Raw genomic sequence first — 13387 nt, 5'->3', positions numbered from 1 at the left:
GGGGTCTTGCCGCGTGGCGGTTGCTTCGGCCTTGTGGTAGGCGCCGGTTCCGGGGAGCCCCTCCCCGGGGATCTCCGGAAAAACTCAGAACAGCACGCGGCTGCGGATCGTGCCGCCGACCTTCGCCAGCTTCTCCAGCGCCAGGTCGGACGAGGCGGCGTCGATGTCCATCACCACGTAGCCGATCTTCTCGTTGGTCTGCAGGAACTGCGAGGAGATGTTGATGTGGTTGTCCGAGAAGATCTTGTTGATCTCCGACAGCACGCCCGGCACGTTGCGGTGCACGTGCAGCAGGCGGTGCTTGCCCGGGTGCGCCGGCAGCGCCACCTCGGGGAAGTTGACCGACGAGGTCGAGGTGCCGTTGTCGCTGTACTTGACCAGCTTTTCCGCCACTTCCAGGCCGATGTTGGCCTGCGCCTCCATGGTCGAGCCGCCGATGTGGGGCGTGAGGATCACGTTGTCCAGGCCGCGCAGGGGCGACTGGAACTCGTCCTTGTTGCTGCGCGGCTCCACCGGGAACACGTCGATGGCGGCGCCCAGCAGCTTGCGGGCCTTCAGGGCCTCGGCCAGCGGCTCGATCTCGACCACCGTGCCGCGCGAGGCATTGATGAGGATGGCGCCGGGCTTCATCGCCGCGATCTCGGCCGCGCCGATCATCCACTGGGTGGCCTGGGTCTCGGGCACGTGCAGCGTGACGATGTCGCTCTGGGCCAGCAGCTGGTGCAGGTCGCGCACCTGGCGCGCATTGCCCAGCGGCAGCTTGGTGACCACGTCGTAGAAGGCCACGTGCATGCCCAGCGCCTCGGCCAGCACCGACAGCTGCGCGCCGATCGAGCCGTAGCCCACGATGCCCAGCGTCTTGCCGCGGATCTCGTAGGCGTTGTCGGCCGACTTGAGCCAGCCGCCGCGGTGAGCCACCGCGCTCTTCTCGGGCACGCCGCGCAGCAGCAGGATGGCTTCGGCAAGCACCAGTTCGGCCACCGACCGGGTGTTGGAGTACGGTGCGTTGAACACCGCCACGCCATGCTCGCGGGCGGCTTCGAGGTCGACCTGGTTGGTGCCGATGCAGAAGCAGCCTGCCGCCACCAGCTTGTGCGCCGCAGCGAACACCTCGGCGGTGAGCTGGGTGCGCGAGCGGATGCCCAGGAAATGCACGTCGGCGATCTTTTCCTTCAGCTCGGCATCGGGCAGCGCACCGGGCAGCGACTCCACGTTGGTGTAGCCGGCGGCGCGCAGCACCTCCACGGCCGAGGGATGGATGCCTTCGAGCAAGAGGAACTTGATCCTGCTTTTGTCGAGGGAGGTTTTGCTGCTCATGGAGGTTCTCTTCGAAGCCCCGGCCACGGCGACAGGCTAGGCCGAAAAAAGGGAGGGCGATGCTAGCATGGTGCGGCGCAGCAAGAAGGGCAGCGACCCGTGCCGGGCCTGATGCGAACAGGGCCAAATCCGCGAGGGAAGGCAAGGAGCGGCCGAAGGCCCCAAAGGGGTTTCCCCGATTGGAAGAAACCCTCCCCCCGTGCGCCAATGTGACGCGGCTGTGTCATGCACATGCCCTAGCATCCGCGCTTTCCATTTTTCCCTTCAGGAGTCTTCATGCGATTCAAGACGCTCGCGCTGGCATCGGCGCTGGCCGCCACCACGCTTTTCAACGTGGCGCACGCCCAGATCGAGATCCAGTGGTGGCATTCCATGACTGCCGTCAACAACGAGTGGGTCAACGACCTGGCGAAGCAGTTCAACGAGAGCCAGAAGGAATACAAGGTCGTCCCGACGTTCAAGGGCACCTACGACGAATCGATGACGGCCTCCATCGCGGCCTTCCGCGCCGGCAACGCCCCGCACATCCTGCAGGTGTTCGAGGTGGGCACCGCCACCATGATGGCCAGCAAGGGCGCGATCGTCCCGGTGGGCCAGGTCATGAAGGACGCGGGCGAGAAATTCGACCCGGCCGCCTACATCCCTGCCGTGGCCGGCTACTACACCGCCCCCAACGGCCAGATGCTGAGCTTCCCGTTCAACAGCTCGACCACCATCTTCTATTTCAACAAGGACGCCTTCAAGGCCGCCGGCCTGCCCACCGACAAGGCGCCCGCCACCTGGCCCGAAGTGGTCGCCGCCGCCGCCAAGCTCAAGGCCAGCGGCCACAAGTGCCCGTTCACCACGGCATGGCAGAACTGGACGCAGGTCGAGAGCTTCTCGGCCTGGCACAACGTCGAGTTCGCGTCCAAGAACAACGGCCTGTCGGGCCTGGACGCGCGCCTGAAGGTCAATTCGCCGCTGCACCTGCGCCACATCGAGAACCTGGCGAGCATGGCCAAGCAGGGCCTCTTCGTCTACAAGGGCCGCGGCAACGTGCCCGAGGCTTCGTTCGTGTCGGGCGAGTGCGCCATGATCAACACCTCCTCGGGCTTCTACGGCAACGTGGCCAAGAACGCCAAGTTCGCCTACGGCCTGGCTCCCCTGCCCTACTACCCGGACGTGCCGGGCGCACCGCAGAACACCGTGATCGGCGGCGCCAGCCTGTGGGTCATGTCGGGCAAGAAGCCGGCCGAATACAAGGGCGTGGCCAAGTTCTTCAGCTTCATCTCCACGCCTGAAGTGCAGTCCGCCAGCCACAAGCGCACGGGCTACCTGCCCGTGACCACGGCCTCGTACAAACTCACCGAGGATTCCGGCTTCTACAAGCAGAACCCCGGCACCGACGTGGCCGTGACGCAGATGATCCGCAAGGTCACCGACAAGAGCCGCGGCATCCGCCTGGGCAACTACGTGCAGATCCGCGCCATCGAGGACGAAGAGCTCGAACAGGTCTGGAACGGCAAGAAGACCGCCAAGGAAGCCCTCGACGCCATCGTGACCCGAGGCAACGAGCAGCTCGAACGCTTCCAGAAGGCCAACAAGAGCTGACGCCCGGCCGCCGGACGGCGTCCGTGTCCGGCTAATATCGCCCGCCCCCGTCGGCTCTTGCGAAAGAGCGGGCGCGGCGGGATTTTTTACGTAGAGGGTTCATGGAAAAACGCGTTTTCTTTCGTTCGGGCTGGCTGCCGTGGCTGCTGCTCGCACCGCAGATGGCGGTGATATTCGTGTTTTTCTTCTGGCCGGCGGGGCAGGCCCTGCTGCAGTCGCTCCAGCAGCAGGACGCCTTCGGCACCTCGGTCGATTTCGTCGGCCTGCAGAACTTCAAGGACCTCTTCGAGGACCCGGCCTATGCCGAGTCGTTCAAGACCACCGCCATCTTCTCGGTGCTGGTGGCCAGCATCGGACTGACGCTGTCGCTGACGCTGGCGGTGTTCGCCGACCGCATCGTGCGCGGCGGCATGTTCTACAAGACCATGCTGATCCTGCCGTACGCCGTGGCGCCCGCGGTAGCCGCCGTGCTGTGGGTCTTCATGTTCTCCCCGTCGCTGGGCGTGGTCGCCTATGCGCTGGGCAAGATCGGCATCGACTGGAACCACCTGCTCAACTCGAAGCACGCCATGACGCTGATCGTGATGGCCGCCGTGTGGAAGCAGATCTCCTACAACTTCCTGTTCTTCCTGGCCGGGCTGCAGTCCATCCCGAAGTCGCTGATCGAGGCCGCCGCCATCGACGGCGCGCGCCCGTGGCGGCGCTTCTGGACGGTGCAGTTCCCGCTGCTGTCGCCCACCACCTTCTTCCTGCTGGTGATGAACGTGGTCTACGCGTTCTTCGACACCTTCGCCATCGTGCACGCCGCCACCGAGGGCGGCCCGGGCAAGGACACGGAGATCCTCGTCTACAAGGTCTACCACGACGGCTTCAAGGCCCTGGACCTGGGCGGCTCGGCCGCGCAGTCGGTGGTGCTGATGGTGATCGTGATCGCGCTGACCATCGTGCAATTCCGCTACGTCGAGAAGAAGGTGCAGTACTGACATGGTTGAAAGAAGAAGCACCCAGGGCATCCTGGCCCACGTGGTGATGATCCTGGGCGTCCTGATCGTCGCCTTCCCCATCTACCTCGCGTTCGTGGCGTCCACCCACACCGCACAGGAGATCGTGCAGCGGCCGATGCCGCTGCTGCCCGGCTCGCACATGCTCGAGAGCTACAAGGGCGCGCTCTTCGGCCGCGCGAGCAGTGCGGGCTCCAACGCCCCGGTCGCCCACATGATGTGGGTGAGCCTGGTGACGGCGCTGGTCATCGCCGTCGGCAAGATCGCGATCTCGCTGCTGTCGGCGTTCGCCATCGTCTACTTCCGCTTTCCGTTCAAGAAGATCTGCTTCTGGGCGATCTTCGTCACGCTGATGCTTCCGGTGGAGGTCCGCATCCTGCCCACCTACAAGGTGCTGTCGGACCTGAGCATGCTCAACAGCTACGCGGGCCTCACGGTGCCGCTGATCGCCTCGGCCACCGCCACCTTCCTGTTCCGGCAGTTCTTCCTGACGGTGCCCGAGGAGCTCACCGAGGCCTCGCGCATGGACGGCGCGAGCCCGATGCGCTTCTTCTTCGACGTGCTGCTGCCGCTGTCGAAGACCAGCATCGCCGCGCTCTTCGTGATCCAGTTCATCTACGGCTGGAACCAGTACCTCTGGCCGCTGCTGGCGGTGACCAACGAGGACATGTACCCGATCGTGGTCGGCATCAAGCGGCTGATCGCCGGCGGCGACGGCCAGAACGAATGGAACGTGGTGATGGCCACCGCGATCCTCGCGATGCTGCCGCCGGCGCTGGTGGTGGTTCTGATGCAGAAGTGGTTCGTCAAGGGCCTCGTGGACACTGAGAAATGACGCTCGCTCCCAGGCTGCACGCACTTCGTGCCGCTGCGCCAACCCCCTTCCGGGGGCAACACCTGCGGCCCGGCAGAGCCGGCTGCGCGGTGTTCCTGAAAAACATCGGAGAACTCGAATAGACATGGCTTCCCTCTCCCTACGCAACGTCATCAAGCGCTACGGCCACGGGCCCAAGGCCAACCAGGTCATCCACGGCGTGAGCGCCGAGATCGCCGACCACGAGTTCATCGTCATCGTCGGGCCCTCGGGCTGCGGCAAGTCGACGCTGCTGCGCATGGTGGCCGGCCTGGAGGAAGTCTCCGCCGGCGAGATCGCCATCGGCAACAGGGTGGTGAACAACCTGGAGCCCTCCGAGCGCGACATCGCCATGGTGTTCCAGAACTACGCGCTCTATCCGCACATGAGCGTGTACGCGAACATGGCCTACGGCCTGAAGATCGCGAAGGTGCCGCCTGCCGAGATCAAGGTGCGCGTCGACAAGGCCGCGAAGATCCTCGAGCTGGGCCACCTGCTGGAGCGCAAGCCGCGCGAGCTCTCGGGCGGCCAGCGCCAGCGCGTGGCCATGGGCCGCGCCATCGTGCGCCAGCCGCAGGTGTTCCTGTTCGACGAACCGCTGTCGAACCTCGACGCCAAGCTGCGCGCCCAGACCCGCCTCGAGATCCAGAAGCTGCACCGCGAGCTCGGCATCACCTCGCTGTTCGTCACGCACGACCAGGTCGAGGCCATGACGCTGGCGCAGCGCATCATCGTGATGAACGGCGGCGTGATGGACCAGTTCGCCACGCCCGAGGAGGTGTACTCGCGCCCCGCCACCACCTTCGTCGCGAGCTTCATCGGCTCGCCGCCGATGAACCTGCTCAAGCACGCGCCGGGCGTGCGCCCGGGCCAGTTCCTGGGCATCCGCCCCGAGCACCTGAAGCTCGACGAGAGCGGCTGGTCGGTGCAGGTCGAGCAGGTCGAACTGCTGGGTGCCGAACGGCTGGTGTACGGCCGCATCGGCGACGAGCAGATCATCATGCGCACCGACGAGGCCGACCATCCGCCGGTGGCCGGCGACACGGTGAAGATCGCAGCGCGCGAAGACAAGCTGCACTGGTTCGACGCCGGCTCCGGCAAGCGCGCTGATTAATCTCGCCCCCAGGCTGCGCGCACTTCGTGTCGCGTCGCCAACCCCCTGTCGGGGGCGGCACCGGCGGCCCGGCAAAGCCGGTTCCGCGGTGCTCCTCGAAGAAACTGGGGCTTCACTCAAAGAATGATCATGAATTCCTGGCCTTACCCCCGCTGGGTCGCCCACCGCGGCGCCGGCAAGCTCGCGCCCGAGAACACGCTGGCCGCCTTCCGGCTTGGCGCCTCGCATGGCTACCGCATGTTCGAGTGCGACGCCAAGCTCAGCGCCGACGGCGTGGTGTTCCTGATGCACGACGCCGCGCTCGACCGCACCACCAGCGGCCGCGGCATCGGCGGCACGCAGCCCTGGAGCGCGCTGGCGCAGCTCGATGCGGGCGGCTGGCACTCGCGGGCCTATGCGGGCGAGCCGCTGCCCACGCTGGAGAACCTGGCGCGCTTCTGCCTGGCCAACGGCCATCTGCTCAACATCGAGATCAAGCCCACGCCGGGCACCGAGCGTGAAACCGGCGAGGCGGTGGCGCGCGAAGCGGCCCGGCTGTGGCAGGGCGCGGCGGTGCCGCCGCTGCTCACATCCTTCCAGGTCGAGTCGCTCGAGGGCGCCCAGGCGGTGCAGCCCGAGCTGCCACGCGGCCTGCTGCTCGACAAGCTCTGGGACGGCTGGCTCGATGCCGCCAGGCAGCTGGGCTGCGTCGCCATCGTCTGCAACCACGCGCTGTGGGACGCCACGGTGGTCTCGATGGTGCACGATGCCGGCATGCGCGCGCTGAGCTACACGGTGAACGACGACCGGGCCGCGCAGCGGCTGCTCGAGCTGGGCACCGACGGCATCATCACCGACAGGGTCGATCTCTTTCCGCCAGCCGCCTGACGCGGAGATTCTTACCAGCCCTTACGAAATGGCGGCTTCTATGATGCAGCCATGAGTTGGACCCAACGCTTCGCGAGCTTCTTCCTCGCGGCCCTGTTCATCTGCGGTGGCGCCCAGGCGCAGCCGGACATCGGCAACGGAAACAACGGGAACAGTGCCGCCGCGGCTGCCGCAGCCCCCGCCCCCACGATCGCCGAGCTGCGCGCGCAGTTCACCAAGCTCAGCAACGCCGCCGAGACGGACGACGACGCGCGCAAGCTGCTCGCCCAGATCAACGACATCGGCGTGCAGGCCGACAAGTTCGTTGCAGCGCGCACCGGCGACCTGGCCGACCTGAACGCCAAGCTCGGCGAACTCGGCAATCCGCCCGCCGCCGGCGCCACCGAAGATCCCGACATCACCCGCCAGCGCGCCCGCCTCACGAAGGAGCGCAATGCGCTGGATGCCGACATCCGCCTCGCGCGGCTGCTGTCCGTCGACGTGCGGCAGCGCGGCACCGAGCTGGTGACGCAGCGCCGGGCGCTGTTCGAGGCGCAGCTCACCGAGCGCGCGGCCTCGCCGCTGACGGGCGAGTTCTGGAGCAGCCTGCGCGAGGCGTGGCCCGACGACCTGGAGCGCCTGAAGGCGATGGCCTCGTCGGTGAACGATGGCCTGCTGGCCGCCACGCAGCCCGAGACCCGCCTGCCGGTGATCGCCGCGCTGGTCGGAGCGCTGCTGCTCACGGTGTTCGGCATCTGGGGTGCCGAGGTGCTGCTCACCTGGCTGGCCGCGCGCTACCTGCCTGCAGGGCGGCTGCGGCGCTCGCTGCTGGTGATCGGCATCGTCGCCAGCCATGTGCTGCTGGTGGCGGTGGCGGCGCACGGCTTCGTCGAGGTGCTGAAGGAGTTCGCCACCTGGGAGCCGCAGGCGCGCAAGGTGCTGCAGTCGGCGGCGCAGCTGCTGGTGTTCATGGCCTTCGTGATCGGGCTGGGCCGGGGGCTGCTGGCCACGCGCCGGCCCTCGTGGCGGCTGCCGCCCATCCCCGACGCCATGGCCACCCGGCTCGCACCGCTGCCCTGGCTGGTGGCGCTGGTGGCGGTGCTGGCGTGGACGCCGGCCGAGGTCAACGCGCTGATCGACGCCAGTTTCGCCGCGGTGGTGGCCACGCACGTGCTCACCGCGCTGGTGCTGACGGCACTGGTCGCCTCGGTGCTCTACCTGGTGAAGCCGCTGCGCGCCGACGCGGCCGAGGCCGGCCTGCCCGAGCGGCCGATGTGGGTCGGCATGCTGGTGGCGCTGATCGGCGCGCTGATGATCGCGATCTGGGTGCTGGTGGCGGTGGGCTACGTGGCGCTCGCCAGCTTCCTCGCATCGCAGCTGGCCTGGAGCGGCATCGTCGCGGCGGCCTTCTACGTGCTCTTCAAGTTCGCGGACGACGTGTTCATGGCCACGGTGTCGTCGCGCGCCGGCTTCGGGCAGCGGCTGCAGAAGAGCTTCAACCTCGCGCCGCAGACGCTGGACCAGGCGGCCACGGTGCTTTCGGCGATCAGCCGCGTGGCGCTCTTCTTCTACATGCTGGTGGCGCTGGCCGCGCCGCTGGGCACGGGGCCGGGCGAGGTTTTCCAGCGCAGCGGCAAGTTCGGCACCGGCGTGAAGGTGGGCGAGTTCCAGCTGGTGCCGGGTGCGATCTTCAGCGCGATCGCGGTGGCGGTGATCGGCTTCGTGGGGCTGCGGATCTTCAAGCGCTGGCTCGCGCGCAGCTACCTGCCCAACACGAAGTTCGAGCCGGGCATGCAGAGCTCCATCACCACGCTGCTGGGCTACGTAGGCGGCATCCTGGTGATCGCCTTCTCGCTGTCGGCGCTGGGTATCGGCATCGAGCGCATCGCGTGGGTGGCGAGCGCGCTGTCGGTGGGTATCGGCTTCGGCCTGCAGGCCATCGTGCAGAACTTCATCTCCGGGCTGATCCTGCTGGCCGAGCAGCCGGTGAAGGTGGGCGACTGGGTCGTGCTGGGCACGGCCGAGGGCGACGTGCGGCGCATCAACGTGCGCGCCACCGAGATCCAGCTGGGCGACCGCTCGACGTTGATCGTGCCGAACTCGGAGTTCATCACCAAGACCGTGCGCAACATGACGCTGGCCAACGCCGAGGGCCGCGTGCTGATCCGCCTGCCGATGCCGCTGACCACCGACGCGCAGCGCGTGCGCGAGCTGATCCTCGCGGCCTGCAAGGGGCACGAGGGCGTGCTGGAGACGCCGGCGCCCTCGCTCACGCTGGAGGGCATCGAGAACGGGCTCTTGATCTTCCAGGCGATCGCCTACGTGGCGAGCCCGCGGCTGGCGGGAGGCGTGCGAAGCGACCTGCTGTTCACCATCCTCGACGAATTGAAGAAGGCGTCGCTTCCGCTGGCGGTGCCGACGATGGTGATGACGGCGCCGCCGCCGGCGCCCGGCGTGGCGGGGTGAAGGCGTTCACTCCAGCGGCAGCGCGGTCGTGAACTTGACCTCGTTGAGACACACGCTGGAGCGCACCGCCGAGACGGCCGGCATGTGCATCAGCGTGTGCATCAGGAACTGCGAGAGCGACTCCAGGTCCTGGGCGACGACCTTGAGCACGTAGTCGAAGTCGCCGGTCACCGAGTAGCACTCCAGGATCTGCTTCATGTCGGCGATCAGGTCCTGGAACTTGGGCAGCTCGTCGACATGGCCGCGGGCCATGGTCACGTGGATGAAGGCGGTCACGCCCAGGCCGATGTGGCGGGCATTCAGCCGCGCCGCATAGCCGTGGATCAGCCCCAGTTCCTCCAGCCGCCTGTGGCGCCGCAGGCACTGGGCAGGCGAGAGATTGGCCGCTTCCGCCAGCTCCAGGTTGGTGGCACGGCCATGGGCCTGAAGGTGCTCGAGAATTCTCCGGTCGATCCGGTCGAGGGTGATGTCATGCAATTTCTTCTCCCAATGCACCAAGTCGATGCAATTTTATGGCGCAAAGCGGGGTAAGCCCGAGGCTTTCATGCACCTTAATTGTGCAAAGTACGATCTAGACTCCCTGGCGCCCGGATCGCACGACGCGATGTCCAGCCGCTGAACCCCCTGCCGCCGGCACCTGCCTGCGGCTTCAGACGCATCCCAATCCCCACCCGGAGACCCTTTCCCGTGAAAAACGCTTTGCTTCGCACCCCCTTCAGCGCAGTGGCCCTGGCCCTCGGCATGCTGGCCGCAGCGCCTTCGTTCGCGGCCGACACCAAGTCGGTGGCCGTGACCGCCATCGTCGAGCACCCCGCGCTGGACGCGGTGCGCGACGGCGTGAAGGCCGAGCTGAAGGCTTCGGGCTACGAGGAAGGCAAGAACCTCAAGTTCACCTACCAGAGCGCGCAGGGCAACGTGGGCACCGCAGCACAGATCGCCCGCAAGTACGTGGGCGACCAGCCCGACGCGATCGTCGCCATCGCCACGCCGTCGGCGCAGGCCATGGTGGCGGCCACCAAGAGCATTCCGGTGGTGTATTCGGCGGTCACCGACCCGGTCGCGGCCAAGCTGGTGAAGAGCTGGGAGCCCACGGGCACGAACGTGACGGGCGTGTCCGACCTCTCGCCGCTGGAAAAGCACATCGCCCTCATCAAGCAGGTGGTGCCCGCCGCCAAGCGCATCGGCGTGATCTACAGCCCCGGTGAAGCCAACTCGGTGGCCATCGTCGACTCGCTCAAGAAGGCGGCCTCGGCAGCCGGCATGACGGTGGTGGAAGCCGCCGCGGCCCGCACGGTGGACGTTCCGACCGCCGCGCAGAGCCTGGTCGGCAAGGCCGACGTGATCTACACGCCCACCGACAACAACGTGGTCTCGGCCTTCGAGGGCATCGTGAAGGTGGCGCAGCAGGCCAAGCTGCCGGTGGTGGCTGCCGACACCGCCACCGTCGAGCGTGGCGCCGTGGCCGCGCTGGGCCTGAACTACACCGACATCGGCCGCCAGACCGGCAAGGTCGTGGTGCGCATCCTCAAGGGCGAGAAGCCCGGCGCCATCGCGTCGCAGACCAGCGCCAACTTCGAGCTGGTGGTGAACCCGGGCGCGGCCAGGCTGCAGGGCGTGACGCTGTCCGACGAGCTGCTGAAGACCGCCAAGGTCGTGAGCACGAAGTAAGAAGCCGAACCCGTCTTCCTCTTTCCCATGTCGCTCATCGCTTCGCTGGGCGCCATCGAGATCGGCCTGATATTCGGGCTGGTCGCGCTGGGCGTCTTCCTGTCGTTTCGCATCATCAACTTCCCCGACCTCACGGTGGACGGCAGCTTCCCGCTGGGCGCTGCCGTGGCCGCGACGCTGATCGTGGCGGGCTGGAATCCGGTCGCCGCCACCGCAGTGGCCTGCGTGGCCGGCGCCGCCTCGGGCTGGGTCACGGCCTGGCTCAACGTCAAGCTGAAGATCATGCAGCTGCTCGCGAGCATCCTGGTGATGATCGCGCTGTACTCCATCAACCTGCGCGTGATGGGCAAGCCCAACGTGGCGCTCATCACCGAACCCACGGTGTTCAGCATGGCCAGCTTCGGCGGCATGCCCGAGCAGTGGGCCAAGCCGCTTCTGCTGCTCCTGATCGTGGTCGTCGCGAAGATCGTGGTCGACATGTTCTTCGCTTCCGAGGCCGGCCTCGCGATGCGCGCCACCGGCGGCAACGCGCGCATGGCGCGGGCGCAGGGCATTTCCACCGACTTCCACACCATGGCCGGCCTGGCGCTGTCGAACGCGCTGGTGGCACTAGCCGGCGCGCTGTTCGCGCAGAGCCAGGGCACGGCCGACATCTCGATGGGCGTGGGCACGATCGTGATCGGCCTGGCCGCGGTGATCATCGGCGAGACGCTGATTCCGGCGCGCAGCATGGTCATCACCACGCTGGCCTGCGTGCTGGGTGCACTGCTCTACCGCTTCTTCATTGCGATGGCGTTGAACACCGACTTCATGGGACTGCAGGCGCAGGACCTGAACCTGGTGACCGCCGTGCTGGTGGCCTTCGCGCTGCTGGTGCCCGCCTACAAGCGCAGGCTGGGTGGCCTGTTCAAGGGGAAGAACTGATGCTGCGCACCCAACAACTCGAGATGACCTTCAACCCGGGCACGCCGATCGAGAATCGCGTGCTGCGCGGCCTGAGCCTGGAGATTCCCACCGGCCAGTTCGTCACCGTGATCGGCTCGAACGGCGCGGGCAAGTCGACCTTACTCAATGCAGTGAGCGGCGACCTGATCGTCGACAAGGGCCGCATCGAGATCGACGGCAAGGACGTGACGCGCATGAACGCCTGGCAGCGCTCGGGCATGGTGGCGCGCGTGTTCCAGGACCCGATGGCCGGCACCTGCGAGGCGCTGACCATCGAGGAGAACATGGCGCTGGCCTGGAAGCGCGGCGAGCGCCGGGCCTTCGGCTTCGCGCTCAACCGCAACCTGCGCGAGATGTTCCGCGAGAAGCTGTCGATCCTGAAGCTGGGGCTGGAGAACCGCCTGGCCGACCGCATCGGCCTGCTCTCGGGCGGGCAGCGGCAGGCGGTGAGCCTGCTGATGGCATCGCTCAGGCCCTCGCGCATCCTGCTGCTCGACGAGCACACGGCCGCGCTCGACCCCAAGACCGCCGCTTTCGTGCTGGAGCTGACCGCGAAGATCGTGGAGGCCGGCCAGCTCACCGCGATGATGGTCACGCACAGCATGCGCCAAGCGCTGGACTACGGCTCGCGCACGGTGATGCTGCACGAGGGCCAGGTGATCCTCGACGTGGCCGGGCCGCAGCGCTCGGGGCTCGATGTGCCCGACCTGCTGCGCATGTTCGAGCAGACCCGTGGCGAGAAGCTCGACGACGACAAGCTGCTGCTGGCCTGATGGCGACGCCTTTCGTGCGCGGCATGCGCGCCGCCGACCTCGACGCGGTGCTGGCGATCCAGCTCGCCTGCTACGGCGCGGGCTTCGTGGAAGACGGCGCGCTCATTGCGAGGCGGCTCGCTGCCGCGCCCCATACCGGGTGGGTGGTGGAACACGAAGGCGGCGTGCGGGCCTACCTGGCGGGCTATCCGTCGGTCGTCGGCAAGCTGACGCCGCTGCACGGCGAGTTCGAGGTGGCACAGCAGCCCGATTCGCTCTATCTGCACGACCTTGCGGTGCACCCGGGCGCCTCGGGCCTCCGGCTGGGGCCGCTGCTGGTGCGCCATGCCTGGGCTCATGCGCTGCAGGCCGGCTGGCGGCAGTCGACGCTGGTGTCGGTGCAATCCTCGGTGGGGTTCTGGGAGCGCCAGGGCTATGCGGCCGCGCTGCCCGACGGCCCGCAGCAGCAGGCCCGGCTGGCCACCTACCCGGGCGAGTCGGTCTACATGATCCGCCGGCTCGGCTGAGCGGGCGGCGGCCCCTTCAACGGCGCCAGCCGCGCATCGCCAGCCACTGGACCGTGCCGCAGACCACGACGAGCGCGGCATAGGTCGCCATCGCCCCGTCGCGCCCGAACACGGCCAGCCCGGCCGCCAGCACCGCCACGCCGGCCGCGAAGGTCAGCGCCCACTGCACCCACCAGCGCGGGGCGCCGTCGCGCCGGCCGCCGAGGAAACGCCCGACAAAGGCCAGCACCAGCGCCATGAAGGCGGCAGGAGCGACGAAGTTGAGAAGGTGGTCGAGAAGGGCCGGCAGGTCCATCGGGAGGGGTGGC

Annotated in this window: 13 protein-coding genes; 10 read left to right on the top strand and 3 right to left on the bottom strand. The window is 67.6% G+C overall.

Translation table 11 applies throughout. The features are described from left to right. Positions 1–84: 84 nt before the first annotated feature. Positions 85–1317 (bottom strand): phosphoglycerate dehydrogenase, encoded by a 1233-nt coding sequence (gene serA / locus G369_RS0123885; RefSeq protein ID WP_019656569.1) that lies wholly within the window; start codon positions 1315–1317, stop codon positions 85–87. Positions 1318–1593: 276 nt separating this feature from the next. Between serA and ugpB the strand changes: the two genes are divergently transcribed. The 6 genes from ugpB to G369_RS36230 all read left to right on the top strand — a co-directional run bounded on the left by ugpB (position 1594) and on the right by G369_RS36230 (position 9187). Continuing rightward, entirely contained in the window at positions 1594–2907 is a 1314-nt protein-coding gene (ugpB, locus tag G369_RS0123880; protein ID WP_019656568.1) for a sn-glycerol-3-phosphate ABC transporter substrate-binding protein UgpB, read from the top strand. A gap of 101 nt (positions 2908–3008) precedes the next feature. Then, the gene (gene ugpA / locus G369_RS0123875) at positions 3009–3890 is read left to right on the top strand and encodes a sn-glycerol-3-phosphate ABC transporter permease UgpA (RefSeq protein ID WP_019656567.1); all 882 of its coding nucleotides are present in this window, start codon (positions 3009–3011) and stop codon (positions 3888–3890) included. A 1-nt stretch (position 3891) separates the two neighbouring features. Then, positions 3892–4743 carry a sn-glycerol-3-phosphate ABC transporter permease UgpE gene (gene ugpE, locus G369_RS0123870; protein ID WP_019656566.1) on the top strand — a complete coding sequence of 284 codons (852 nt, stop codon included), beginning with the start codon at positions 3892–3894 and terminating at the stop codon, positions 4741–4743. A 124-nt stretch (positions 4744–4867) separates the two neighbouring features. Further along, positions 4868–5875: a sn-glycerol-3-phosphate ABC transporter ATP-binding protein UgpC gene (gene ugpC, locus G369_RS0123865; RefSeq protein ID WP_019656565.1), complete on the top strand. Its 1008-nt coding sequence runs from the start codon at positions 4868–4870 to the stop codon at positions 5873–5875. A 123-nt stretch (positions 5876–5998) separates the two neighbouring features. Beyond that, a complete protein-coding gene (gene ugpQ, locus G369_RS0123860; protein ID WP_019656564.1) occupies positions 5999–6742 on the top strand; it encodes a glycerophosphodiester phosphodiesterase in 744 nt (247 codons plus the stop codon). A 51-nt stretch (positions 6743–6793) separates the two neighbouring features. Further along, positions 6794–9187, top strand: a complete 2394-nt coding sequence (locus tag G369_RS36230) for a DUF3772 domain-containing protein (protein ID WP_019656563.1) — start codon at positions 6794–6796, stop codon at positions 9185–9187. Between the two features lie 6 nt (positions 9188–9193). Here G369_RS36230 and G369_RS0123850 read toward each other — a convergent pair whose 3' ends face one another. Beyond that, positions 9194–9664, bottom strand: a complete 471-nt coding sequence (locus G369_RS0123850) for an Lrp/AsnC family transcriptional regulator (protein WP_019656562.1) — start codon at positions 9662–9664, stop codon at positions 9194–9196. A 264-nt stretch (positions 9665–9928) separates the two neighbouring features. Here G369_RS0123850 and G369_RS0123845 point away from each other — a divergent pair, with 264 nt between their 5' ends. From G369_RS0123845 to G369_RS0123830, 4 genes are read left to right on the top strand one after another with little or no spacing between them, the layout of a single operon-like run. Beyond that, complete coding sequence (locus G369_RS0123845) at positions 9929–10855, top strand: ABC transporter substrate-binding protein (protein WP_051127633.1); 927 nt, start codon at positions 9929–9931, stop codon at positions 10853–10855. A 27-nt stretch (positions 10856–10882) separates the two neighbouring features. Then, a complete protein-coding gene (locus G369_RS0123840) occupies positions 10883–11779 on the top strand; it encodes an ABC transporter permease (RefSeq protein WP_019656560.1) in 897 nt (298 codons plus the stop codon). Further along, positions 11779–12573: an ABC transporter ATP-binding protein gene (locus G369_RS0123835; RefSeq protein WP_019656559.1), complete on the top strand. Its 795-nt coding sequence runs from the start codon at positions 11779–11781 to the stop codon at positions 12571–12573. Before G369_RS0123840 ends, G369_RS0123835 begins: the two co-directional genes overlap by 1 nt. Beyond that, positions 12573–13079 carry a GNAT family N-acetyltransferase gene (locus G369_RS0123830; RefSeq protein WP_019656558.1) on the top strand — a complete coding sequence of 169 codons (507 nt, stop codon included), beginning with the start codon at positions 12573–12575 and terminating at the stop codon, positions 13077–13079. The genes G369_RS0123835 and G369_RS0123830 overlap by 1 nt, the downstream gene beginning before the upstream one ends. 16 nt (positions 13080–13095) lie before the next feature. Here the strand turns inward: G369_RS0123830 and G369_RS0123825 are convergent, their stop codons facing one another. Beyond that, positions 13096–13374 carry a hypothetical protein gene (locus tag G369_RS0123825; RefSeq protein ID WP_019656557.1) on the bottom strand — a complete coding sequence of 93 codons (279 nt, stop codon included), beginning with the start codon at positions 13372–13374 and terminating at the stop codon, positions 13096–13098. Between the last annotated feature and the right edge of the window lie 13 nt (positions 13375–13387).

The sequence above is a fragment of the Variovorax atrisoli 110B genome, from assembly GCF_000382045.1.
In the GTDB taxonomy this organism is placed as follows: domain Bacteria; phylum Pseudomonadota; class Gammaproteobacteria; order Burkholderiales; family Burkholderiaceae_C; genus Variovorax; species Variovorax atrisoli.
This window is presented reverse-complemented; position numbering and strand designations above follow the sequence as displayed.

Coding starts and splice junctions, on each gene's coding strand:
- serA (WP_019656569.1), bottom strand. CDS start 1,317: ATGAGCAGCAAAACCTCCCTCGACAAAAGCAGGATCAAGTTCCTCTTG.
- ugpB (WP_019656568.1), top strand. CDS start 1,594: ATGCGATTCAAGACGCTCGCGCTGGCATCGGCGCTGGCCGCCACCACG.
- ugpA (WP_019656567.1), top strand. CDS start 3,009: ATGGAAAAACGCGTTTTCTTTCGTTCGGGCTGGCTGCCGTGGCTGCTG.
- ugpE (WP_019656566.1), top strand. CDS start 3,892: ATGGTTGAAAGAAGAAGCACCCAGGGCATCCTGGCCCACGTGGTGATG.
- ugpC (WP_019656565.1), top strand. CDS start 4,868: ATGGCTTCCCTCTCCCTACGCAACGTCATCAAGCGCTACGGCCACGGG.
- ugpQ (WP_019656564.1), top strand. CDS start 5,999: ATGATCATGAATTCCTGGCCTTACCCCCGCTGGGTCGCCCACCGCGGC.
- G369_RS36230 (WP_019656563.1), top strand. CDS start 6,794: ATGAGTTGGACCCAACGCTTCGCGAGCTTCTTCCTCGCGGCCCTGTTC.
- G369_RS0123845 (WP_051127633.1), top strand. CDS start 9,929: ATGCTGGCCGCAGCGCCTTCGTTCGCGGCCGACACCAAGTCGGTGGCC.
- G369_RS0123840 (WP_019656560.1), top strand. CDS start 10,883: ATGTCGCTCATCGCTTCGCTGGGCGCCATCGAGATCGGCCTGATATTC.
- G369_RS0123835 (WP_019656559.1), top strand. CDS start 11,779: ATGCTGCGCACCCAACAACTCGAGATGACCTTCAACCCGGGCACGCCG.
- G369_RS0123830 (WP_019656558.1), top strand. CDS start 12,573: ATGGCGACGCCTTTCGTGCGCGGCATGCGCGCCGCCGACCTCGACGCG.
- G369_RS0123825 (WP_019656557.1), bottom strand. CDS start 13,374: ATGGACCTGCCGGCCCTTCTCGACCACCTTCTCAACTTCGTCGCTCCT.